This is a genomic window from Ottowia beijingensis, assembly GCF_042680925.1.
Lineage (GTDB): Bacteria > Pseudomonadota > Gammaproteobacteria > Burkholderiales > Burkholderiaceae_C > Ottowia > Ottowia beijingensis.
The window spans coordinates 143,503-167,311 of the sequence record NZ_JBHUEP010000001.1 but is presented as its reverse complement, the minus strand read 5'-3'; the positions used below and the strand labels follow the sequence as shown (position 1 = coordinate 167,311).

19 protein-coding genes and 1 pseudogene are annotated in these 23,809 nt (G+C 68.0%); 6 read left to right on the top strand and 14 right to left on the bottom strand.

Translation table 11 applies throughout. From position 1 onward, the window contains the following. Positions 1–49 precede the first annotated feature (49 nt). Complete coding sequence (locus tag ACFSCU_RS00790; RefSeq protein WP_377559535.1) at positions 50–3,565, top strand: ExeM/NucH family extracellular endonuclease; 3,516 nt, start codon at positions 50–52, stop codon at positions 3,563–3,565. Between the two features lie 170 nt (positions 3,566–3,735). Continuing rightward, a complete protein-coding gene (locus tag ACFSCU_RS00785; RefSeq protein WP_180550421.1) occupies positions 3,736–5,115 on the top strand; it encodes an amidase in 1,380 nt (459 codons plus the stop codon). Between the two features lie 160 nt (positions 5,116–5,275). On the opposite strand, the gene ACFSCU_RS00780 is transcribed toward ACFSCU_RS00785, so the two are convergent. Together ACFSCU_RS00780 and ACFSCU_RS00775 are read right to left on the bottom strand one after the other, a co-directional pair. Continuing rightward, entirely contained in the window at positions 5,276–5,761 is a 486-nt protein-coding gene (locus tag ACFSCU_RS00780; protein WP_377559534.1) for an FAD-dependent oxidoreductase, read from the bottom strand. 30 nt (positions 5,762–5,791) lie between these two features. Further along, positions 5,792–6,487 (bottom strand): transglutaminase-like domain-containing protein, encoded by a 696-nt coding sequence (locus ACFSCU_RS00775; protein ID WP_377559533.1) that lies wholly within the window; start codon positions 6,485–6,487, stop codon positions 5,792–5,794. Positions 6,488–6,608: 121 nt separating this feature from the next. On the opposite strand from ACFSCU_RS00775, the gene ltnD reads away from it, so the two are divergent. The 3 genes from ltnD to ACFSCU_RS00760 are packed head-to-tail and all read left to right on the top strand — an operon-like array spanning position 6,609 to position 9,444. Then, positions 6,609–7,520: an L-threonate dehydrogenase gene (gene ltnD, locus ACFSCU_RS00770; RefSeq protein ID WP_377559532.1), complete on the top strand. Its 912-nt coding sequence runs from the start codon at positions 6,609–6,611 to the stop codon at positions 7,518–7,520. Next, positions 7,517–8,782 carry a 3-oxo-tetronate kinase gene (gene otnK / locus ACFSCU_RS00765; RefSeq protein WP_377559531.1) on the top strand — a complete coding sequence of 422 codons (1,266 nt, stop codon included), beginning with the start codon at positions 7,517–7,519 and terminating at the stop codon, positions 8,780–8,782. The genes ltnD and otnK overlap by 4 nt, the downstream gene beginning before the upstream one ends. After that, positions 8,779–9,444: a class II aldolase/adducin family protein gene (locus tag ACFSCU_RS00760; protein WP_180550424.1), complete on the top strand. Its 666-nt coding sequence runs from the start codon at positions 8,779–8,781 to the stop codon at positions 9,442–9,444. The genes otnK and ACFSCU_RS00760 overlap by 4 nt, the downstream gene beginning before the upstream one ends. Positions 9,445–9,654: 210 nt before the next feature. Here the strand turns inward: ACFSCU_RS00760 and ACFSCU_RS00755 are convergent, their stop codons facing one another. The 11 genes and pseudogenes from ACFSCU_RS00755 to can form a co-directional block, all read right to left on the bottom strand. After that, on the bottom strand, positions 9,655–10,629 hold the full coding sequence (locus ACFSCU_RS00755; RefSeq protein WP_024815148.1) for an IS5 family transposase: 975 nt from the start codon (positions 10,627–10,629) through the stop codon (positions 9,655–9,657). 202 nt (positions 10,630–10,831) lie between these two features. Continuing rightward, positions 10,832–11,509, bottom strand: a complete 678-nt coding sequence (locus ACFSCU_RS00750; protein ID WP_180550425.1) for an HAD family hydrolase — start codon at positions 11,507–11,509, stop codon at positions 10,832–10,834. Between the two features lie 39 nt (positions 11,510–11,548). Continuing rightward, complete coding sequence (locus ACFSCU_RS00745; RefSeq protein WP_180550426.1) at positions 11,549–11,956, bottom strand: YchJ family protein; 408 nt, start codon at positions 11,954–11,956, stop codon at positions 11,549–11,551. Next, positions 11,956–13,417 (bottom strand): annotated as a pseudogene (locus ACFSCU_RS00740) (TrkH family potassium uptake protein). The gene ACFSCU_RS00745 and the pseudogene ACFSCU_RS00740 overlap by 1 nt, the downstream one beginning before the upstream one ends. Before the next feature lie 243 nt (positions 13,418–13,660). Next, positions 13,661–15,049: a Trk system potassium transporter TrkA gene (gene trkA / locus ACFSCU_RS00735; RefSeq protein WP_180550427.1), complete on the bottom strand. Its 1,389-nt coding sequence runs from the start codon at positions 15,047–15,049 to the stop codon at positions 13,661–13,663. A 95-nt stretch (positions 15,050–15,144) separates the two neighbouring features. Continuing rightward, a complete protein-coding gene (locus ACFSCU_RS00730; RefSeq protein ID WP_377559528.1) occupies positions 15,145–16,281 on the bottom strand; it encodes an acyl-CoA dehydrogenase family protein in 1,137 nt (378 codons plus the stop codon). Between the two features lie 171 nt (positions 16,282–16,452). After that, positions 16,453–17,124: an SDR family oxidoreductase gene (locus ACFSCU_RS00725; protein ID WP_180550428.1), complete on the bottom strand. Its 672-nt coding sequence runs from the start codon at positions 17,122–17,124 to the stop codon at positions 16,453–16,455. A gap of 89 nt (positions 17,125–17,213) precedes the next feature. After that, on the bottom strand, positions 17,214–18,395 hold the full coding sequence (locus ACFSCU_RS00720) for an acetyl-CoA C-acyltransferase (RefSeq protein WP_377559526.1): 1,182 nt from the start codon (positions 18,393–18,395) through the stop codon (positions 17,214–17,216). Between the two features lie 53 nt (positions 18,396–18,448). Next, complete coding sequence (locus ACFSCU_RS00715; protein WP_180550429.1) at positions 18,449–19,018, bottom strand: hypothetical protein; 570 nt, start codon at positions 19,016–19,018, stop codon at positions 18,449–18,451. A gap of 79 nt (positions 19,019–19,097) precedes the next feature. Further along, positions 19,098–20,942 (bottom strand): bifunctional isocitrate dehydrogenase kinase/phosphatase, encoded by a 1,845-nt coding sequence (gene aceK, locus ACFSCU_RS00710; RefSeq protein ID WP_377559523.1) that lies wholly within the window; start codon positions 20,940–20,942, stop codon positions 19,098–19,100. 5 nt (positions 20,943–20,947) lie between these two features. After that, positions 20,948–21,649 carry a carbonate dehydratase gene (gene can / locus ACFSCU_RS00705; RefSeq protein ID WP_333706606.1) on the bottom strand — a complete coding sequence of 234 codons (702 nt, stop codon included), beginning with the start codon at positions 21,647–21,649 and terminating at the stop codon, positions 20,948–20,950. A 140-nt stretch (positions 21,650–21,789) separates the two neighbouring features. Between can and ACFSCU_RS00700 the strand changes: the two genes are divergently transcribed. Next, positions 21,790–22,386 carry a hemerythrin domain-containing protein gene (locus ACFSCU_RS00700; protein ID WP_377559521.1) on the top strand — a complete coding sequence of 199 codons (597 nt, stop codon included), beginning with the start codon at positions 21,790–21,792 and terminating at the stop codon, positions 22,384–22,386. 223 nt (positions 22,387–22,609) lie between these two features. On the opposite strand, the gene ACFSCU_RS00695 is transcribed toward ACFSCU_RS00700, so the two are convergent. Beyond that, positions 22,610–23,791, bottom strand: coding sequence for an isovaleryl-CoA dehydrogenase (locus tag ACFSCU_RS00695; RefSeq protein WP_377559518.1), 1,182 nt, complete (start codon positions 23,789–23,791; stop codon positions 22,610–22,612). Between the last annotated feature and the right edge of the window lie 18 nt (positions 23,792–23,809).

Here is a 23,809-nt window from a genome sequence, read left to right as displayed (position 1 = left end):
AGCCTTTTGTGTTTTCGCCCGCTGAGGAAGGCGGGGCGAGGAGAGGCTCATGTTCACATCTATCTCTGCGCGCCGTTGGTGGCGCGCGGGCGGCGCCTTGGCGATGACTGGCCTGCTCATGGCGGCATCGGCGCAGGCCGCGCCCATTCAGTTCGGCGGCGGCACGTACACGCAGAATTTCGACACGCTTGCCACGTCAGGCAATAACAACCCCTGGTCGAACGGCAGCACGCTGCAGGGGTGGTACCTGTTCACCATGGCGAATGCCGAGGTCACCACCTACCGTGCCGGCAGCGGTTCTGCCAACAACGGTGCCTTCTACAGTTTCGGCATTGGCACCGATGCCGACCGTGCTCTGGGCGGCATCGGCTCAGGCAGCGTCTCCGGCTACATCGCGCTGGCCCTGACCAACACCAGCGGCCGCACCATCAACGCGCTCGACCTTGCCTTCAACGGCGAGCAATGGCGCAACGGCGGCAACACCAGTGCGCAGACGATGGTGCTGGAATACGGCCTGGGCGACAGCTTTACCACGGTGACGCAATGGACCGCCGTGCCCGCGCTCCACTGGGAATCGCCTGTCACTGGCCCCTCAGCCGCTGCAGTGGATGGCAGCTCGGCAGGGCGTGTGCCGGTCAGCGGCGCCCTGAGCAATCTGAACTGGGGCAGCCAGCAGACGCTGTGGCTGCGCTGGATCGAGCGCAACGACACCGGCAATGACCACGGCCTGGCCATCGACGACTTTTCGCTGGCGGCCGCGGCCGCGCCCAGCGGGTCCACCTTCTCCATCGCCGCGCTCGATGCCGACAAGGCTGAAGGCAACGCCGGCAGCACGCCCCTCACCTTCACGGCCACGCGCAGCGGCGACACCGCGGCGGCGGCCGCCGTGGCCTATGCCGTCACCGGCAGCGGCACCGTCGCGGCCAATGGCGCCGACTTCGAGGGCGGTACCCTGCCCAGTGGCACGCTGAGCTTCGCCGCTGGCGAAACCAACAAGACGCTCACCATCGCCGTGGCCGGGGACACCACGGCCGAACCGGACGAAGGCTTCACCGTCACGCTGAGCAGTCCCACCCCCGGCACGCTGGGCACCGCCACGGCCAGGGGCATCATCCGCAACGACGACACCAGCACCGGCTTCACCAAGATCTCCAGCGTGCAGGGCAGCGGCAACGCCACGCCGTTGCCCACCAACCAGCGCGTGACGGTGCAGGGCATGGTGACCGCCTGCGTGCCCAACCTGAGCGGCTTCGTGTTGCAGGCGACGCGGCCGGACGAGATGGACGACGACCCGGCCACGTCCGAGGGTCTGTTCGTCTTTTACGGCGCCAACATGCCGGCCTTCATGAGCGGCGGCGCGTGCCCGCTGGGCACCACCTACCAGGTCAACGGCGTCCCGGGCGAATACAACGGCCAGACGCAGCTCGGCTCGCCCAACACCTACACCGTCGTCTATCAGGGCAGCGCCAGCAATCTGCCGGCGCCGGTGACGATCCAGCTGCCGGTGCCCGACCCCACGGTCTGGGAGCGCTACGAGGGCATGCGGGTCAAGGTCGTCGCGGCCAGCGGCAGGCTGGTGGTGACCGACAACTACAACCTGGGCCGCTATGGCGGCCTGACGTTGGCCGGCGGTGGCCTGCAGACTCAATACACCGAGCTGAATGCGCCGGACACGCAGGGCAACCTGGCCTGGCTGAACGCGGCCAGGCTCAACCAGATCCAGCTGGACGACGGCAGCAGCCGGCAGAACCCCGGCTTGCTGCCGGGCCGCAACGGCCAGCCGCTGTGGGCCAGCAACACCCTGCGCGCGGGCGACAGCACCGACGCGGTCATCGGCTATCTCGATCAGTTCGACGATGGCAAGGGCACCTTGGCCCTGCACGAAAACAGCTACCGCATCCAGCCCACCGCCCCGCCGATGTTCAGTGGCGATGCGCGCCCGGTGGCCCATGACATCCCTGCCGCCATACGCGATGCGGGCATCAAGGTGGCATCGGTCAACGTGCTGAACTACTTCACCACGCTGGGCACGGCCAACTTCAACACGCCGCTGGGCAACGCCATGGGCGGGCGTGGCGCCAGCAACGCCGCGGAGTTCAAGCGCCAGGAGGACAAGCTTGTCGCCAAGCTGCTGGGGCTGGACGCCGACGTGATGGGCCTGATGGAAATCCAGAACAACGGCTTTGCCACGCCCACGGGCACCACCAGCAACGGCAAGAGCGCGATCCAGTCGCTGACCGACGCGCTCAACGCCAGGGCCGGCGCCGATGTCTATGCCTTCGTCAGCGGGCCGTTCAAGTCGGGCAGCACCACGGTGGCCGCCGCCGGCAACGATGCCATCACCGGCGGCATCCTCTACAAGCGCAACAGGCTCACGCCCGTGGGGCCGGCCGCCGTGCCGGACCGCGCCAACCTGGCCCAGTACGACGCCTTCTGGGGCCCGCCGGCGCAGAACGGCAACCGGGTGCCGATCGCGCAGACCTTCCAGGCCAACCGGGTCGATGGCTCGCCCGACCGCGGCGGCGAGAAGTTCACCGTGGTGGTAAACCACTTCAAGTCCAAGGGCAGCGCCACCGTGGAGCAGGGCATGGACCAGGACGACGGCCAGGGCAACGCCTACCTGGCACGCGAAAAGGCCGCCGCGCAACTGCTGGCCTGGATGCGCACCCACCCCACCGGCGACGCCGACCCCGACCCCGACGTGCTGCTGCTGGGCGACTTCAACGCCTACAGCCAGGAAAAAGCGATCAAGGACCTGGTGGCGGGCGGCTTCCAGAAGGTGTCGAGCGGCTACTCGTATTCTTTCGACGGCCTGTGGGGCTCGCTGGACCACATCTTCGCCAGCAACGCACTGCAGGCCAGCGGGCAGATCGCGGGCGTGACCAAGTGGCACATCAACGCCGAGGAGCCGGCCGTGCTGGACTACAACACCGAATACAACTCCGCCGATCAGGTCAGCAGCTACTATGCCGCCGACGCCTACCGAGCAAGCGATCACAACCCCTTGCTGATCGGCCTCAACCTGGGCGCCGCGCGCGCCGCACCCGCCACCGAGTTCAGCCTGCCCCTGGCCGGCGGCGCGGGCACCCTGAGCGCCACCAGCTGCCGCCTGGCCGCCACGCCAACGCTGGCCAGCGCCCCGGCCGCCGCGCCCGCGGGCTGGCAGCTGCCTTACCCGCTGCTGTCGTTCCAGGCACAGGACTGCGGCCAGCAGGGCAGCCTGACAATGACGCTGACCTACCCGCAGGCGCTGCCCGCCGGCGCACAGCTGTGGAAATGGGGCCCGACCGCCGCCAACCCGGCCGACCACTGGTACACGCTGCCGGCCCGCATCGATGGCAACACCGTCACCTTCACCCTGACCGACGGCGCCGATGGCGACGCCGACCGCACGGCCAACGGCGTCATCGTCGACCCGGTCACCGTCGGCCTGCCGCTGGCGGCGCCCGGCCCCGGCGGCCCTGGCACGGTGGCCGCCGTGCCCACGCTGCACGAATGGTCGATGGTGCTGCTGGCCTTGCTGATGCTGGGAAGCGCGGCCCACCGTCAGCGCCGCCGCCGCTGACGCCCGCCGCCGCCCTGCGAGATTCATGGCAGATCGGCCGCCAGTTCTTGTACAGCAAGCGCTGGCAGCTATCAATAATGAACTAAGCCGCGCCATGCCCACCGCTGCGCGCACGATCGTGCGGGCGCGATGTACGCTCGCCGTTTTCCACCGCTTGCGCCGCCATCGCCATGAACGCCGTTCCCACCATCACGCAACTCGCCGCCGACCTGGCCGCCGGTCGCCGGACCTCGCAGCAACTGACCGAAGCCGCGCTGACCCGCGCGCAAGACCCTGCCAGTGAAGGCGCGCGCGTCTTCACCCTCATCGATGCCGAACGCGCCCGCGCCGCGGCACAGGCCAGCGACACGCTGCGCGCCGCCGGCATCGTGCGTTCGCCGCTCGAAGGCCTGCCGGTGTCGGTGAAGGACTTGTTCGACGTGGCGGGCCAGGTCACCACCTCGGGCTCGGTGGTGTTGAAGGATGCGCCGCCGGCCGATCGCAACGCGCCCGTCATCGACCGCCTGATCGCCGCTGGCGCGGTGATCGTCGGGCGCACCAACATGACGGAGTTCGCTTTCTCGGGTCTGGGGCTGAACCCGCACTACGGCACGCCGAAGAACCCGTGGGATCGCGTCGATGGTGGCCGCATTCCTGGCGGCTCGTCGAGCGGCGCGGCCGTGTCGGTGACCGATGGCATGGCGGTGGTCGGCATCGGCAGCGACACGGGCGGCTCGGTGCGCATCCCGTCGGCGCTGTGCGGGCTCACCGGCTTCAAGCCGACGCAGCGGCGCGTGCCCACCGAAGGCGCGCTGCCGCTGTCCACCTCGCTCGATTCGATCGGCCCGCTGGCCGCTAGCGTGCGCTGCTGTGCCATCGTCGATGCCATCCTGGCCGGCGAGCCGCCCACCGTGCCCGCGTTGCGCGACGTCGCGGGTGCGCGGCTGGCGATCCCCGAGACGCTGGTGCTGAACGATGTGGACGACACCGTGGTCGCGGCCTTCGAGCGCGCCTGCGCCACGCTGCAGCAAGCTGGCGCGCGCCTGCAGCGCATCGCCGTGCCCGAGTTCGCCGAACTGGGCCGCCTGCATGCGCGCGGCACGCTGGCCGGCGCCGAGGCCTGGGCTTGGCACCGCCAGTTGCTGACCGAGCGCGGCGACGAGTACGACCCGCGCGTCGGCCTGCGCCTGCGCGGCGGCGAGGCCATGGGCGCGGCCGATTACATCGACCTGCTGGCGGCGCGCCGGCGCTGGATCGCGCAGGTCGAGGCACGCATCGCACCGTTCGACGCCCTGCTGATGCCCACCGTGCCCATCGTGGCGCCCCGCATCGAAGAACTGGTGGCCAGCGATCAGGCTTATTTCGCCGCCAACGGCCTCATCCTGCGCAACCCGACGCTGATCAACTTCCTGGATGGCTGCGCGCTGTCGCTGCCTTGCCATGCGCGGGGCGACGCGCCGGTGGGCCTGACGCTGGCTGCAGCCGGTGGACGAGACCGCGCCGTGCTGGCGCTGGGGCTGGGGGTGGAACGGGCACTGAGTGGGGTGACTGGTCTGGATACTCCTCTATAACCTATCCGTCAACGCTTGATGGGCGCGCGTAACAGGCAGATACTCCCCTTGTCTTAGGGCCGCCTTCTCGTGGTGGCCTTCTTGTGGCGCGCGTGCCGGAGCGCACGGGCTTTTGACGGCCCCCTGCGTGAAACCGGCGGGCGCAGCGCGGTGGTGCTGCCTACCCGGCTGGCTCGCCAGCGCCCTGCGCACCGCTGCGTGCCATCGCCTTGCCCACTTCGTCCAGATTCAGCCGCCGCCAGCGCGCCAGCACGCGCGCCTGTGGGTCGAGCAGGTAGCTGGTGCGGGCGCGCGCATCGCAACGGCGCGCCAGTTCGCCCTCCATGTCGACCAGCGACTCGAAGCCTTGAATCTTCAAACCGCCGCGCGTGATCAGCAGCGGCAGCACCGGCGTGCGGGCGCGCAGCAGCGCGTGCAGCATGCGCCGCTCCTCGTCGTCCAGCAGGCCATCGCCGCGCACGAAGTACAGCAGCTGGTAGCAGCCGCCCAGGCGCGCCGCCAGCCCCTGCGGCAGGCCGTCGCTGAGCACCACCGAATCCTGCAGCGTTTCGCCCGGCTGCAGCGGGCCGAAGAAGCTCGGCTCGTCGCCCGTGTAGTCCTGGCGCTGCGCGGCCAGGCGCTCGGCGTCGGCATCCAGGGGGTTCATGGGCGCGCTGTCGTGCCAGGTCGCCATCGGTCAGCCCCCCGGCGCGGTCTCGCGCGCCACATCGGCCAGAAAGTCGGCCTGCTCCAGCCGGCTGTGCAGCTCGGCGCCGGGCATCCAGCCAGGATAGGTGGTGTGGAAGTCGGCCACGATCTGCGCCAGCGGCAGGTCGTCGAAGGCGCCGCGCTCGTTCACGTATTCCATGTGGCGGTTGCCGGCCTTGTCGAACGGGTGGTAGATGCTGTCGTGCACGCCGTCGAAATCCAGCGGGTGCAGGCCGAACTTCTCGCACAGGCTGAGGTTGAACGCCGGCGTGGCCTTGCGCCAGGCGCCGTCGATCCACAGTTCGGTGTAGCCGTGCCAGATGAACAGGTCGGTCTTCATGGTCTCGCGCATGCGCTCGGTGCTCAGGTGGTTGCGCACGTCGGCAAAGCCCAGCCGCGCCGGAATGCCGGCGGCGCGTGCCACCGCCGCCAGCAGCGCGGCCTTGGGCACGCACCAGCCGTAGCCGTTGGCCAGCACGGTGCTGGCGCGCATGCCGGTGGGCGACAGATCGATGCGGTACGGGTCGTAACGGAAACCGTCGCGCACGGCGTGTGTCAGCGCCACGGCGCGTTCGCGTTCGTTCGCCCCTTGGGCATGTTCGCGCGCGAAGGCCTGGACATCGGGATGATCCGCGTCGATCGCGGGCGTGGCGCGCAGGTGCGCGGGCGTGGGGGCATCGCTCATGCGGTGCATCTTAGAGGTTTGCCTGCCGGCGTGGTGCCCATCGCGCGGGCGCCCGGCCAAGGCGCCGGGCAGCGCTGGCGTATGCTGCGAGCCATCCGGAAGACAGCGTGAGGAGACCTCTTTGAGCACAGCGGACAGCGGCCGCCCCCGCGTGGGCGTGATCGGCCTGGGCGCCATGGGCGCGGGCATGGCGGCGTCGCTGCGGCGGGCCGGCTTCGCGCTGTGCGTGCACGACGTGCGTGCCGAGGTAGCGCAGGCCTTTGCGCAGGCCGGCGGCACGGCCTGCGCCTCGCCGGCCGCGCTGGGCGCGCAGTGCGACGTGGTGGTCAGCGTGGTCGTCAACGCGCAGCAGACCGAAGAGCTGCTGTTCGGCGCCGACGGCTGTGCCGGTACGCTGCGCCCCGGCAGCGTGTTCGTGATGTGTTCCACCGTCGACCCGGCCTGGTCGGCCGCGCTGGCAGATCGGTTGGACGAGCGCGGCCTGCTGTACCTGGACGCGCCCATCTCGGGCGGCGCCGCGCGCGCGGCGCAGGGCCAGATCACCATGATGACGGCCGGCAGCGCCGCCGCCTACGCCAAGGCCGGCGCCGTGCTCGACGCCATGGCGGCGCAGGTCTACCGCCTGGGCGACGCGCCGGGCGCCGGCAGCAAGGTGAAGATCATCAACCAGCTGCTGGCCGGCGTGCACATTGCCGCCGCGGCCGAGGCCATGGCGCTGGGCCTGCGCGAGGGCGTGGACCCTGCCGCGCTGTACGAGGTCATCACGCACAGCGCGGGCAACAGCTGGATGTTCGAGAACCGCATGGCGCACGTGCTGGCGGGCGACTACACGCCGCTGTCGGCGGTCGACATCTTCGTCAAGGACCTGGGGCTGGTGCTGGACATGGCGCGCGCGAGCAAGTTTCCGCTGCCGCTGTCGAGCACGGCGCACCAGATGTTCATGCAGGCCAGCACGGCCGGCTTCGCGCGCGAGGACGATGCGGCGGTGATCAAGATCTTCCCGGGGATCACGCTGCCGGAGAAGAAAACGTGAAACCCATCCAGCTGGGCTGCATTGCCGACGACTTCACCGGCGCCACGGATCTCGCCAACAACCTGGTGCGCGCCGGCATGCGCGTGCTGCAGACCATCGGCGTGCCGGAGGGGCCATTGGATGTCGATGTCGACGCCGTGGTGGTGGCGCTGAAGTCGCGCACCATCCCTGCGGCCGATGCCGTGGCGCAGTCGCTGGTCGCGCTGCGCTGGCTGCAGGCGGCGGGCAGCCGACAGATATATTTCAAGTACTGCTCCACTTTCGACAGCACGCCGCAGGGCAACATCGGCCCCGTGACCGAGGCACTGATGGACGCGCTGGGCTGCGACTTCACCATCGCGACGCCGGCCTTCCCAGACAACGGGCGCACGGTGTTCAAGGGCCACCTGTTCGTGGGCGACGTGCTGCTCTCCGACAGCGGCATGAAGGACCACCCGCTGACCCCCATGCGCGACGCCAACCTGGTGCGCGTGCTGCAGGCGCAGTGCCGCCGGCGCGTGGGGTTGATCGATCACCGCGCGGTGGCGGCGGGCCAATGTGCGATCCGCGCCCGCATCGACGAACTGAAGGCGCAGGGCGTGGCCATCGCCATCGTGGATGCGGTGAGCAACGACGACCTGCTGCGGCTGGGCCCGGCGCTGGCCGACCTGCCGCTGGTCACCGCCGGCTCGGGCGTCGCCATTGCGCTGCCGGGCAATTTCGGGCTGCAGCCGTCGGCACAGGCGAGTGCGCTGCCGCCGGCCAGCGGCTTGCGCGCCATCGTGTCGGGCAGCTGCTCGCAGGCGACGAACGCGCAGGTGGCGCACTTCATCGCTGGCGGCGGCGTGGCCCATGTGCTCGATCCGCTGCGGCTGGCGCGCGACCGTGCGGGCGCGGTGGCCGAGGCGTTGGCACTGGCCGAGGCGCAACTGCCGTCGGGGCCGGTGCTGATCTACTCCACGGCCGAACCAATGGCGGTGGCGGCCGTGCAGGCGCAACTGGGCACCGAAGGCGCCGGCGCGCTGGTCGAGCAGGCGCTGGCCGAGGTGGCGCAGGGCTTGCTGCGCCTGGGCGTGCGCCAGTTGGTGGTGGCGGGGGGTGAGACCTCCGGCGCCGTGGTGCAGGCGCTGGGCGTGCGGCAGATGCAGATTGGCCCACAGATCGACCCCGGCGTGCCGTGGTGCCACGCATTCGGCAACGACGGGCCGCTGCACCTGGCGCTGAAGTCCGGCAACTTCGGCAGCGACGATTTCTTCACCAAGGCGTTCGCGCAACTCGCATGACCGAATCCCAGGCCCGCGAAGACATCTGCCGCATCGGCGCCAGCCTGTTCGCGCGCGGCTACGTGCACGCCACGGCCGGCAACATCAGCGTGCGGCTGGACGACGGCGGCTTTCTCATCACACCGACCGACGCCTGCCTGGGCGCACTCGACCCCGCGCGGCTGGCGCGGCTCGATGCGCAGGGGCAGCAGCTGAGCGGCGACCGGGCCAGCAAGACCATTGCGCTGCACCGCCGCATCTACGCCGCCGCGGCGGCGAGCGATCCGCACACGCGCTGCGTCATCCACACGCACAGCACGCACTGCGTGGCGCTCAGCCTGCGCAGCGAAGGGCAGGCGGAGCTGCTGCCGCCGATCACGCCGTACTTCGTGATGAAGGTGGGCCATGTGCCGCACATCTCGTATCACCGCCCGGGCGATGCGGCGGCGGCCGAAGCGGTGGCGCAGGCCATCGCCGACTACGCCGCGCGCGGCACGCCGATCCGCGCCGTGATGCTGGCGCGGCTGGGGCCGAACGTGTGGCACGACTCGCCGGCGGCCGCCATGGCCACGCTGGAGGAAATGGAGGAAACGGCGCGCCTGGCGATGCTGTCGCCCGGCGTCACGCCGCTGGACGAGGCGCGCATCGACGAACTGCGGCGGCAGTTCGGGGCGCACTGGTGAGGCGGCACGGAGCGGTTTGGCGCGATTGCAGGCCGCAATCAATTCAATAGCTGCCTGCGCCTGTCATTCAATTATTTCGGGTTAAGGCAATGCTGATCAAGTAGCGTCAATCCATGGCACGAACCATTTGAATGCCAAATGGCGTGAAACGCTGCCGAATCTCGGCCCGCTGAGCCCGCTCTCTGGAGGCTTTCAGCCCCCTTCAAACCCCTACGGGCGCACCTGTCCCAGCAATTGCCCTCGGCCCAGGTAGATGTTGGCCAGCGCCAAGGCCGTGAACGCCCGCGTCGCGTTCTTTTGCAGCCCGCGATAGCGCACCTTGCCAAAGCCCCACAACCGCTTGACCACCCCGAACACATGCTCTACGCGAGCGCGGATGCGTGACTTGTTGCGGTTCTTGGACCGCTGCGTCTCGTCAACCACCCCGCACCTGCGGGTGCGCTGGTTGGTGAAGTCTTTGGCTTTGGGTGCCTTGCCCCGGATCAGCGCTTTCTGGCTGGCGTAGGCCGAGTCGCCGTACACGCGCTGTTCGTTGCCATGCAGCAGATCGGGCAGAGGGTGTTTGTCGTGCACATTGGCCGCCGTCACCACGGCGCTGTGCGCCAGCCCGCTTTGGCTGTCCACGCCAATGTGCAGCTTCATGCCGAAATACCATTGCTGGCCCTTCCGCGTCTGATGCATGTCGGGGTCGCGTGCCTTGTCGGCGTTCTTGGTGGAGCTGGGCGCTGCGATGATGGTTGCATCCACGATGGTGCCGGTGTTGACCTTGAAGCCGCGCTCCTGCAGTTGCTGGCCTACCTTGGCAAACAGGGCTTCGCCCAGTTTGTGCTCATTGAGCAGTTTGCGAAACTTCAGCAGCGTGGTGGCATCGGGCACGCGTTCGCGGCCCAGATCAATGCCCACAAAGCGGCGCAGACTGGCGCTGTCATACAGAGCCTCCTCGCACGCCAGATCGGCCAGGTTGAACCAGTGCTGAAGAAAATGGATGCGCAGCATGCGCTCAAGGCCAATGGGCGGGCGGCCGTTGCCTGCCTTGGGGTAGTGTGGCTCTATCACCTGGCAGAGGGCGGCCCATGGCACGATGGCATCCATGGTTTGCAAGAACTCTTCGCGTCGGGTGGGCTTGCGCGAATGCTCGAATCCGCTGTCTTGATCTGCGGCCATGGCCAGGGTCTGCTGCTTCATAGGCGGATAACGGTTGAAACCCCACAACGGTGGACCTTAATCAGCATTGCCTTAATTTATATCTGAAATCATTCAATAGCGGGCGATGGCAGCTATCATTTTGATTGATCATCAAGAGGTTTCAGACCGTGTTGTAGGAGCGGGCTTGCCCGCGATGAGGCGCCTCGTCACCGCCAACGCCTCATCGCGGGCAAGCCCGCTCCTACAACGCTGCCTGAGGCGTCTTCTGGCGCCACAACCTGGCCAGTTCGCGCATCGAATCGAACAGCTGCGCGGCGCCCGCATCGCGCAGCGCCGCCGCATCGCCCGTGCTCGACCGCAGCGCCCACACGGTGGCGCCCGCCGCCACGCCGGCCTGCACGCCGGTGGGCGTGTCCTCGATCACCAGGCAGCGCTCGGGCGCGATGCCGACCGATTGCGCGGCGGCCAGGTAGACGTCGGGGAAGGGCTTGCTGCGCGGCAGGTCGTGCCCGCTGAACACGTGCGGGCCGAACCACTCGGTCAGGCCCACCTTCGCCAGTTGCAGCAGCAGCTTGCCGCGGTCGGCGCCCGAGGCACAGGCGATGCGGCCGCCGGTGTGCGCATGGGCCGCGCGCACGGCATCCAGCGCGCCGTCGATGGGCTGCAGCTGGGCGCGCAGCAGCTCGTCGCGCCGGGCGTAGAAACGCGCCATCCATTCGTCGGTCAACGGCCTGCCGGTGCGCGATTCGATCAGCGCGGCCTGGCTGCGCACGGTGCGGCCGATGAAGTGGCGCATGCATTCGTCGATCGGCATGTCCCAGCCGCTTTCGGCCAGCTGGTCGCGCAGCACGCCGTGGGTGATGGGCTCGCTGTCGACCAGCACGCCGTCGCAGTCGAACAGGATCGCTTCAAAATTCATAGCTATTTGCGCTCGTCAGGCAAGCGTTGCAGGCCAAAATCATTCAAAAACACCATCGACGTAGAACCAGCGCCCACCCTCGCTCACGAAGCGGCTGCGCTCGTGCAGGCGCACGGCGCGGCCGGCGATGCGGTGGCGGGCGACGAACTCGACCTCGGCGGTGTCGTCGCCGGTCGCACGGGCTGAACGAACTTCCAGCCCCAGCCAGCGCGCGCCTGCGTCGAAATCGACGGACGGCGGCCGCTGCGGCGCGTGCCAGGTGGCCAGCAGGTAGTCGGCGCGCTGCAGCACGAAGGCGCTGTAGCGCGAGCGCATCAAGCTTTCGGCATCGGGCGCGGGCTGCTCATCCCAGTGGTCCAGATAGCGGCCGCAGCAGGCGGCGTAAGTCATCGGCCGGCCACGCGCATCGGTGCGGCCACAGGGGCAGTGGGTGGTGGCCGCCTTCATCAGCGCTTCCAGAACTGGGGCGTGAACAGCACCAGCACCGACAGCATCTCCAGCCGCCCCAGCAGCATGGCGGCCGAGCACAGCCAGATCTGGAAGTCGCTGAGTACCGCGTAGTTGCCCGCCGGGCCCACCTTGCCCATGCCGGGGCCGATGTTGTTGAGGCAGGCCACGATGGCGGTGAAGGCGGTCACCACGTCCAGCCCCGAGGCCAGCATCAGCATCGTCAGGCCCACCATGGTGCCGCCGTAGATCAGCATGAAGGCCATCACGGCCCAGATGATGTCGGGCGGCACGATGGTGCGGCCCAGCGCCACCGGGTACACCACGCGCGGGTGGATGATGCGCACCAGCTCGCGCTGCGCCACCTTCACCAGCACCAGCACGCGCACCATCTTGATGCCACCGCCCGTGGAGCCGGCGCACGACACGAAACAGCCCAGAAACAGCAGCAGCACCGGCACGAAGCTCGGCCACAGCAGGTAGTCGGTGGTGGCGTAGCCGGTGGTGGTGGCCACCGACACCACCTGGAACGCCGCCTGCCGGATGGCGCTGGGGAAGTCGTCGACCACCCGCTCCACCAGCAGCATCGACATCACCAGCAGCGTGGCCAGGCCCAGCACGCCCAGGTAGGCGCGCACCTCGGTATCGCGCACCACGGGTGAGAAGGAGCGCTGGCGCCACAGCATGAAGTAGCGCGCAAAGCTGATGCCCGCCAGCGACATGAACAGCACCGCCGTCCATTCCAGCTGCGGCGAATTCCAGTGGCCGAAGCTGGCGTCGTGCGACGACAGCCCCCCCCAGCCCGACGGTGGTGCACATGTGCATGAAGGCGTCGGACCAGCTCATGCCACCCCAGCGGTAGGCCAGCAGGCAGCCCAGCGACAGCACGAAGTACACGCCCCACAGGCCGCGCGCTGTCTCGGCCAGGCGCGGCGTTAGGCGCTGCTCCTTCATGGGGCCGGGCATCTCGGCCTTGTACAGCTGCGCGCCGCCCAGGCCCAGGAAGGGCAGGATGGCCACCGCCAGCAGCATGATGCCCAGGCCACCGATCAGCTGCAGAAAGCAGCGCCAGATGTTGACCGAGGGCGCCAGCAGATCGAGCCCCGCCATGGCCGTGGCGCCGGTGGCGGTGAGGCCGCTCATGGCCTCGAAATAGGCGTCGGTGAAGCTCAGGCCCTGCACCGCGTACATCAGCGGCAGCGCGGCGTAGACCGGCAGCACCACCCACACCAGCGTGACCAGCAGAAAGCCGTCGCGCACCGTCAGCTCGCGGTTGGCGTGGCGCGTGCGCACCCACAGCCAGGCGCCGGTGGCCAGCGTGAAGGCGAAGCACCAGGCCCACACATGCACGTGCGTGCCGCCCTCGCCAAACCAGTCCCACGCCATCGGCACGAAGAAGGCGAACGAGAAGCCCATGACGACCCACGAGAGCACCAGGAAGGCGGGGGCGAAGCGGCTCATGGGGTCAATGAAGATCGGATGCTGGGGGAGCGGCCTTGGCCGCGATGGCAGCACAGCGCCCGCCGAAACGCCGAATCGCGGCCAAGGCCGCTCCCACATCGGGGCGCAGGGCCGCGCAGCAGGCCATGCGGCAACCGACCAGGGGCCGCGGAGCAGGCCACACCAGAACGCCGTGGCCGGACCTGCGCCGGCCAGCAGCGTTGTCCCCCCTTCGGGGGGAAGGCGCGAAGCGACTCAGGGGGGTCATAGGAACGTTGCACGCACCTGAAACAGCTTCTCCACCTCGCGCACCATGCGCTTGTTGGGCAGGAAGATGATCACGTGGTCGTCCGGCTCGATCACCACGTCGTGCGTGGGCACCACGGTGTGGGCGCTGCTGCCCTCGCCGCGCACGATGGCGCCGATGCGCGCGCCCGCCGGCAGCTTGATCTGCTCGATGCGCCGGCCCACCAGGTGCGATGTCTTGGCGTCGCCATGCGCCACGCCCTCCAGCGCCTCGGCCGTGCCGCCGCGCAGGCTGTGCACGGCCGCCACGGCGCCGCGGCGCACGTGCATCAGCAGCTCGCCGATCACGGCGTGCGCCGGCGAGATGGCGATGTCGATGGTGCTGCCCTGCATCAGGTCGGCGTAGGCGCGGCGGTTGATGAGCGCGATGACGCGGCGCGCGCCCATGCGCTTGGCCAGCATGGCCGAGAGGATGTTGTCCTCGTCGTCGTTGGTGACGGCGATGAACAGGTCCATGTCGGCCACGTTTTCATCGAGCAGCAGCTCCTCGTCGGTGCCGTCGCCCTGCAGCACCAGCATCTCGGGCGGCAGCTCGCTGGCCAGGTAGTCGCAGCGCTTGCGGTTGTTTTCGAGGATCTTCACCTCGCACTTTCCCACCAGCCCGCGCGCCAGCCGCAGGCCAACCTTGCCGCCGCCGGCGATCATCACGCGGCGCACCGGACGATCCGGGTTGCCGATGGTGTGCAGCGCGGCGCGCACCGTCTCGCGGCCCGTCAGCACGAACACCTCGTCGCCGGCCTGCACGCGCGTCTCGGCGGCCACCGGCAGTTCCTGGTCGCGCCGGTAGATGCCGACGATGCGCATCGGCACGTCGGCGCGGTGGGCGCGGAACTCGGCAATGCTGTGGTTGGCCAGGTAGCTGCCGGCCGACACGCGCACCACGATCAGGTGCGCCTGGCTCTGCGAGAACTTCACCACCTGCAGCGCCTCGGGGTATTCGATCAGCTGGTGGATGGTGCGCGTGACCGATTCCTCGGGGCAGATCACGTGGTCGACGGCGAAGCCGTCCTTCTCCAGCAGCTTGTCGCCCTGGCGGAACTCGGGCGAGCGCAGGCGCGCGATGGTGGTCGGGATGCCGAACACGTCGTGCGCGATCTTGCAGGCCACCAGGTTGGTCTCGTCCTGCGGCGTGCAGGCGATGAACAGGTCACAGTCCTGCGCACCGGCGCCGCGCAGCACCGAGGGCTGGATGCCGTTGCCGGCCACGCCGCGCAGGTCCAGCCGGTCCTCCAGCATGCGCAGGCGCTCGGGATCGGGGTCGACCACGGTGATGTCGTTGGCCTCCGACACCATGGTCTCGGCCACGCTCTCGCCCACGCGGCCGGCGCCGAGGATGATGATTCTCATGCGATCGCTGCCTTCAGTTGCCGATCAAGATCGCTATTCTAACGATAGCTGTTGGCGCTTGATGGATGGGCGCTGAAGCCTTGTTTGGCCTGAATCTACAGCGCCCGCGAGATGATGATCTTCTGCACGTCGCTGGTACCTTCGTAGATCTGGCACACGCGCACGTCGCGGTAGATGCGTTCGAGCGGAAAGTCGCTGACGTAGCCGTAGCCGCCCAGCGTCTGGATGGCGGCGCTGCACACGGCCTCGGCCGTCTCGGTGGCGAACAGCTTGGCCATGGCCGCTTCCTTCAGGCAGGGTTTGCCGGCATCGCGCAGGCTGGCGGCGTGCCAGATCAGTTGGCGCGCAGCCTCCAGCCGGGTCGCGCAGTCGGCCAGGCGGAAGCTCACCGCCTGGTGGTCGATGATGGGCACGCCGAAGGCCTCGCGCTCCTTGGCGTACTGGATGGCCACTTCGAGCGCGCTGCGCGCCATGCCCACGGCCTGGGCGCCGATGCCGATGCGCCCACCCTCCAGCGCGCTGAGGGCGATCTTGTAGCCCTCGCCCTCCTCGCCGATCAGGTTGGCGGCCGGCACGCGGCAGTTTTCCAGGTTGATCTGCGCCGTGTCGCTGCTGTGCTGGCCCAGCTTGTCCTCGATGCGCGCCACCACCCAACCGCTGTTGCCGAGCCGGTGCGTGGGCACGATGAAGGCCGACAGGCCGCGCTTGCCCGCCGCCTTGTCGGTGACGGCAATCACGATGGCCACGTGGCCGTTCTTGCCGCTGGTGATGAACTGCTTGACGCCGTTCAGCACCCACTCGTCGCCGTCCTTCACCGCCGTGGCGCGCAGGGCCGAGGCGTCGCTGCCCACGTGCGGCTCGGTCAGCGCGAAGGCGCCCAGCATCTCGCCGCGCGCGGCGGGGGACAGCCATTGCTGCTTTTGCGCCTCGGTGCCGTAGCGCATCAGGATCGCGTTGTAGGGGCAGTTGGTGACGCTGATCGGCGTGCTGGTGCCGCCGTCGCCAGCGGCGATCTCCTCCAGTACCAGCGCCAGCGTCAGGTAGTCGAGGCCGGCGCCGCCGTATTCCTCGGGCACGCAGATGCCGTAGGCGCCCAGCTCGGCCAGGCCGCGGTGCGCGGCCTCGGGGAAGGTGCGCTCGCGGCTCCACTGCGCAGCGTGCGGCCACAGCTGTTCCTGCGCGAAGGCGCGCACGGCGTCGCGGATCATCTCCTGGTCGGTCGTCAAAAGCATGTCAGTCGTCCCGCGCTGGGCTCCACCCGCAGCGCATCAAGCACAAGGAAGCCGGCGACCGCGGAGCAGGCCATCCGAGCGAACGCCGTGGCCGGGCTTGTACCGGCCACTGGCGTTGTCCCCCATGGGGGGAAGGCGGCCGCAGGCCGACTCAGGGGGGCTTTCATTTTTTCAACATGAAGAAAAGCGTTGTCCGTCGTATTGAAGGAAGGCGCCATTGTCGGCCGGGGTGAGCGCGGCAACCACACGGCGCAGGCCGGCAGCGCTGTCAGGCACCGCCACGGGCGCCGCGCCACCGCCCATGTCGGTCTGCGCCCAGCCGGGGTGCAGGCACACGAAGGTGGCCTGCGGGTACGCATGCCGCGCCGAGGCCACGGCCATGTTCAGCGCCGCCTTGCTGACGCGGTACAGCCAGGCGTTGCTGCCCGCCGCGCTGCCGATCTGCCCCATCACGCTGGAGAGAAAGGCAAAGCGCCCCTGCGCCGCCTCGACCAACGGCGCCACCTGCGGAATCACCTGCATGGCGCCCAGCACGTTGGCGTGCATCACGCGGTCGAAGTCTTGCTGCGTGGGCGGCTGCGTGGCGTCGGCGCGGCTGCACATCACGCCGGCCACGTGCCAGCCGGTGTCGATCTTCTCGCCATCGAGCTGCCAGGCCAGGCCGCTGACGCTGGCCGGGTTGGCCACGTCCAGCTTCAGCACCTGACAACCCAGTTCACGCAGCGTGGCCAGGCCATCGTCGCTGCGCGCCGTGGCGATCACACGCTCGCCGGCGGCCACGGCCTGGCGCGCCAGTTCCAGGCCGATGCCGCGCGAGGCGCCGAGGAGGAGGGTGGTGGGCATGGGGTTTCCATCGGGGTGCCGAGTCGGCGCCGTTCATGAATCAAACAGGCGTCCAGCGCTCGTCCATCAAGCGCGAGCAGCTATGATTTTCATACCATCTCCAGTGCCACGGCCGTCGCTTCGCCGCCGCCGATGCACAGCGTGGCGATGCCTTTCTTCTTGCCACGCGCCTTCAGCGCATGGATCAGCGTGACCATGATGCGTGCACCGCTGGCGCCGATGGGGTGGCCCAGCGCGCAGGCGCCGCCGTTGACGTTGACCTTGTCGTGCGGCACCTTCATGTCGTGCATCAGCGCCATCGGCACCACGGCGAAGGCTTCGTTGATTTCCCACAGGTCGACGTCGTCCGTCTTCCAGCCGGCCTTGGCCAGCACCTTCTCGCTGGCGCCGATCGGGGCGGTGCTGAACCACTCCGGCTCCTGCGCGTGCGTGGCGTGGGCGACGATCCTCGCCAGCGGCTTGCAGCCTAGCTTCTTCGCCGTCGATTCGCGCATCAGCACCATGGCGGCGGCGCCGTCGTTGATGCTGGAGCTGGCCGCCGCCGTCACCGTGCCGTCCTTCTTGAAGGCGGGCTTGAGCGTGGGAATCTTGTCGATGTTGATCTTGCCCGGGCCTTCATCGGTGTCGACCACGCGCTCGCCCTTGCGGTCCTTCACGGTGACGGGCGTGATCTCGTCCTTGAATGCACCGGATTTGATGGCGTCCTGCGCACGCTGCACGCTGGTTTGAGCGAACTTGTCTTGCTGCTCGCGTGTGAAGCCGTACTTGGCGGCGCAGTCCTCGCCGAACGTGCCCATGCTGCGGCCGGGCTCGTAGGCGTCTTCCAGGCCGTCGAGCATCATGTGGTCGAACACGCGGTCGTGGCCCATACGGTAGCCGCCGCGCCCCTTCAGCAGCAGGTAGGGCGCGCCGGTCATGCTCTCCATGCCGCCGGCCACCAGCACGTCGTGCGTGCCGGCCACCAGCATGTCGTGCGCGAACATGGCCGCGCGCATGCCCGAGCCGCACATCTTGCTCAACGTCACGGCGCCGGCGCTCTTGGGCAGCCCGCCCTTGAACGCCGCCTGCCGCGCCGGCGCCTGGCCCTGGCCGGCCATCAGGCAGTTGCCGAACAGCACTTCGGTGACCAGTTCGGGCTTGATCCCGGCGCGTTCGACGGCGGCCTTGATCGCCGCCCCGCCCAGGTCGTGCGCGGCCAGGTTGGCGAAGTCGCCCTGGAAACTGCCCATGGGGGTGCGGGCGGCGGAAACGATGCAGATGGGGTCGGACACTTTGGTTCCTTTCGTCAAGTAATACAGATACGCAGCTAATGACTGTTAAGAGCTCATCGAATGCGTTCAAGCCCTGTTAGCTTTTCGCGCAACTTCCTCAGTTCTTCGACCACGGGATCCTGGGGAACCTCCGTGTGCAGATAGGGGTTTAGATCGATTGGTGAAACTTCAACAACTCGCTCATGACCGGCTAAATAGGTGGCACTAACGTTGAACTCCCGTGGACAGGCACCTTGCTTCCCAGTGAGTATCGAAGGACCGGTGCCAAGGAGAAATCGAAGCTTTGAATCCGGTGGGAAGCTGCGTATGGTTCGGGAAAACGCAGAAGTGTTTCGTAGATTGCTGTGCTCACCTACTTGTTCGAGTGGATATATGTCCGTATCTAACGCCAAAGTCAGATCGTTTGCTGCAGTCTTACCAACGTTCAGAATCTCAAGATAGATGAGATTTGTACCAGTGCGCACACTCGTGCTGATCTGCACATAAGGGCGCATAGTTGCATGTTGCTGCTTACGTACCGCATCAAGCATGGCCTCGTTAGCGATAAGCATCCGCCTTGTCAGCCACGCATACCAACCGGTAATGCCTACGAGGGCCAGTGTGAGCCAATCAGTTGGATTCATGGTCAGGATGTAGAAAGCGATTTCAATCTGATGACTCCGTTGTCGTCGGTCCAGTAGCGTAGGGTTGCTCAGCCGGCGTTTAGGCGTTCAGCGCCATGGAGTCAGCGAGTTCAACGGCGTCGTCGATGCCACCGTTGATACCAAACCGCCGGTGCGCCCCATACGGAAAGAAATCGATCACCTCGCCCCGCTGGATGCGTTCCTTATTGCGCTGCCAGAACCCGGGCTCCAGCAGATCGGCATGGTGGCGCATGAAGGCCTCGCGCACGCGCGGGTTGCCGAGCAGGAAGGGGGCGAAGGTTTCGGGGAACACGTCGTGCTTGCCGACGTGGTACCAGATCTCGCCGCTCATCTCGTCTTCTTCGTTGCGCGGCGGTGGCACGCGGCGGAAGTTGCAGTCGGTGATGTATTCGATCTCGTCGTAGTCGTAAAACACCACCTTGCCGTGGCGCGTGACGCCGAAGTTCTTCCACAGCATGTCGCCGGGGAAGATGTTGGCGGCCACCAGGTCCTTGATGGCGTTGCCGTATTCGACGACGGCGCGCTCCAGCTGCGCGCTGGCCGCGGCGTCGCCCTCGCCGGCGTCGAAGGCTTCCTGCAGGTACATGTTCAGCGGGATCATGCGCCGCTCGATGTAGGCATGCTGGATGATGACCTCGGTGGCGCCGTCGCCGTCGCGGTCGGAGATTTCGAGCTGGCTGGCGGCGTGCTGTTCGATCTCGGCGATGAGTTCGTCGGTGAATCGCTCGCGCGGGAAGGCCAGCAGCGAGAACTCCATGGTGTCGGCCATGCGGCCCACGCGGTCGTGCCGCTTGACCAGCTGGTACTTGCCGCGCACCTGCTCGCGCGTGGTGTCCTTGGGTGGCGCAAAGCGGTCCCGGATGATCTTGAACACGTAGGGGAAGCTGGGCAGGTCGAACACCAGCATCACCATGCCCTTGATGCCGGGGGCGATGCGGAACTGATCGGTGCTGTGCCGCAGGTGCCACAGCAGGTCGCGGTAGAACAGGTTCTTGCCCTGTTTGGCCAGGCCCAGCGCGTTGTAGATTTCGGCGCGCGGCTTGCGCGGCATCAGGCTGCGCAGGAACTGCACGTAGGCGGACGGTATGGCCATGTCGACCATGAAGTAGGCGCGCGAGAAGCTGAACAGCACCGCCAGGTCGTCCTCGCCGAACAGCGCGGCGTCGACGAACAGCGTGCCGGGCGTGCGGTGCAGCAGCGCCAGCGCGAACGGCACTTCGGTGAAACCGTTGATGAGCTTGCCCACCAGGTACGCGCCCTTGTTGCGGTAGAACAGGCTGCTGAGCGCCTGCACCTGGAAGTTGGGCCGCGCGCGGCCTTCGCCCAGCTCGCGCTGCATGGCGTCGGCCACGCGGCGGGCATCGCGGGCCAGGTCTTCGAAGTCGCAGTGCAGCGCAAAGGATTCGAGCATGGCGCGCACGGTGTCCTGCAGCGGCGCGCCGGCGGGGTAGAAGGCCTGGTAGGTGGTCTTGGCGCGCGGGTCGTCGGTCTCCAGGTATTCGGTGCTGATGGCCGGGCGCACGAAGATGAAGTCGTTGTGGAAGTAGCTGCGGTGCAGGATGCGCGTGGTGACCGAGTTGAAGAAGGTCTCGGCCAGCTCGGGCTGCTGGTGCTGCACCAGCAGGCCGATGTAGTGCAGTTTGACCTGCTGCCACACGGCCATGGGTTGCTCGCCGGCCTTGAACTCGCGCTCGAGCCGGCGCTGGCATTCGCGCACGCGCAGGTCGTAGAACTCGATGCGCTCGCGCTGGGCGCGTTGCTGGCCGTGCCAGTCGCAGGTTTCAAAGCGGTGCTTGGCGCGCGCCGACTCGGTGCGAAACAGCGTGTAGTGGCGGTTGAAGCCGTCGACCATGGCCTGCGCGATGGCGCGCGCCAGGGGGGAGTCGAGCGCGGCCAGCGGCATGGTGGCTACAGGGGCAGATCGCTGGAGCCGGGTTTGGCGTCCGGCGCGCGTGGGTAGCGCTTGATGGCGGCGCGGAACACGTCCACCACCTCGCCCGGGTGCGCCATGGTGACGCCCAGGTCCTTCACCATGCCGTCCTTCAGGCCGTAGCACCAGCCGTGCACTGCCAGCGGCTGGCCGCGCGCCCAGGCGTCCTGCACCACGTTGGATTGCGCCACGTTGCCCACCTGTTCGATCACGTTCATCTCGCACAGCACGTCTTCCTGCTCGTGGCTGCACAGGTGCATCAGGCGGCCGCGGTGGCGCATCTTCACGTCGTGCACGTGGCGCAGCCAGTTGTCGGCCAGGCCCACGCGCTTTTCGTGCAGCACGGCCAGCACGCCGCCGCAGCCGTAGTGGCCGACGACCATGATGTGCTCGACCTTGAGCACGTCGACGGCGAACTGGATCACCGACAGCGCGTTCAGGTCGGAGTGCGTGACCACGTTGGCCACGTTGCGGTGCACGAACACCTCGCCCGGCGCCAGGCCGATGACCTGGTTGGCCGGCACGCGGCTGTCGGAGCAGCCGATCCACAGGTATTTGGGCGATTGCTGGTCGGACAGGCGCTTGAAGAAGCCGGGGTGTTCGCGCTCCACGCGCTCGGCCCAGGCGCGGTTGTTGTCCAGCAGCAGCTGCAGGGGGTGGGTGGCTTGAGGTTCGGTCAAGGCGATGCTTTCACACAAATGGCGGGCATGATGTCTGCGACGCAGGGGCGCGCGCGTCCTACAGCGGCGGGGGGCGCGGCTTCGCACAATGCGGGCATGACCTCGATTGCAACACAAGTGCGCGACGCACCGCCCGCGCCATGACCACACCCGACATCTACCAAGCCCTGCGCGAGAGCCACGAGATTCAGCGCGCATGGTGCACCCGCCTGACGCGCACGCGCGCCACCAACCCGCAGGGCCGGCGCGACGCCTTCCTCACCCTCAAGCTGGAGCTGGCCGCCCACGCCGCCGCCGAGGAGCGCTTTCTGTACGCGCCCATGCTGATGGACGACCGCGGCATCGACAGCGCCCGCCATGCGCTGGCCGAGCACCACGATCTGGACGAACTGGTGGCGGCGCTGGGCCAGCTGGCGCCCGAGGGCGAAGCCTGGGGCGAGAAGGCCAGGGAACTGGCGCACGAGGTGCGCCACCACCTGGAAGAAGAGGAGCGCGGCTTCTTTCAGGTCAGCGGCAAGATTCTGACCGCGGCGCAGAAGCAGCGCCTGGGCGCGCAGTATCTGCGCAACTACGCGCAGATGAAGAAGAAGTACGCCGCCGACTGGGGCTACGCCGCCGAGCGGGCCACGCAGACCGACACCCCGGCCGTCGGGGCCGCCCGCAAGACCGTGGCGCCCGTGCCGGCCAAGGCGCGCGTGGCGCGTGTGGTGTCGGCCGCGGGCCGGCGCAGGCGCTGAGCCGGTGCTCGGCGCGCTGCCGTGCGTGCGCGTGGTGTGCGCCAGGCCTGTTTCGGCCCTCAAAGGGTAGAAACAGGCGATTGCCATTTGGCGCGGCTTTGAGGTATGAAAAAAGAAGCTGCTGGCGCTTGGTATTTGGGCGCTGGAAGCTTTTTTCACCATTGAAAAAATCTGGAAGGTCCCCCCCCCGGCGTTTGAAGGTCAACGCGGAGGGCCGTCCGCCTCACATCGTCTCGGCGAACAACTCGCGCCCGATCAGCATGCGGCGAATCTCGCTGGTGCCGGCGCCGATCTCGTACAGCTTGGCGTCGCGCCACAGGCGGCCCAGTGGGTAGTCGTTGATGTAGCCGTTGCCGCCGAACAGCTGGATGCCGTCGCCGGCCATCCTGGTGGCCATCTCGGCCGTCCACAGGATGACGCTGGCGCAGTCCTTGCGCACCTGGCGCACGTGCTCGCTGCCCAGCGCGTCCAGGTTCTTGCCGATGGTGTAGAGGAAGGCGCGGCCGGCCTGCAGCACGGTGTACATGTCGGCCACCTTGCCCTGCACCAGCTGGAATTCACCGATGCTCTGGCCGAACTGCTTGCGGTCGTGGATGTAGGGCACCACGTTGTCCATCACCGCCTGCATGATGCCGACGGGCCCGCCGGCCAGCACGGCGCGCTCGTAGTCCAGCCCGCTCATCAGCACCTTGGCGCCGCCGTTCAGGTTGCCCAGAATGTTCGCCTCGGGCACCTCGACGTTGTCGAACACCATCTCGCCCGTGTGGCTGCCGCGCATGCCCAGCTTGTCCAGCTTCTGCGCCGTGCCAAAGCCCTTCATGCCCTTTTCGACGATGAAGGCCGTGACGCCGCGCGCGCCCAGCTCGGGCTCGGTCTTGGCGTAGACCACCATGGTGTCGGCGTCGGGGCCGTTGGTGATCCACATCTTGGTGCCGTTCAGCAGGTAGTAGCCGCCCTTGTCCTCGGCGCGCAGCTTCATGCTGATGACGTCGCTGCCGGCGCCCGGCTCGGACATGGCCAGCGCGCCCACGTGCTCGCCGCTGATCAGCTTGGGCAGGTATTTCTGCTTCTGCGCCTCGCTGCCGTTGCGCTTGATCTGGTTGACGCACAGGTTGGAGTGCGCGCCGTAGGACAGGCCCACCGAGGCGCTGGCGCGGCTGATCTCTTCCATGGCGATCATGTGCGCCAGATAGCCCATGTCGGCGCCGCCGTACTGCTCGGGCACGGTGATGCCCAGCACGCCCAGCTCGCCCATCTTGGGCCACAAGTCCATCGGGAACTGGTCGCTCTTGTCGATCTCGGCCGCGCGCGGGGCGATCTGGCCTAAAGCAAAGTCGCGCACGGCATCGCGCAGGGCGTCGATGTCTTCGCCAAGCTGGAAGTTCAGGCCGGGCAGGTTGCTCATGGTTTGTCTCCTGGGGAA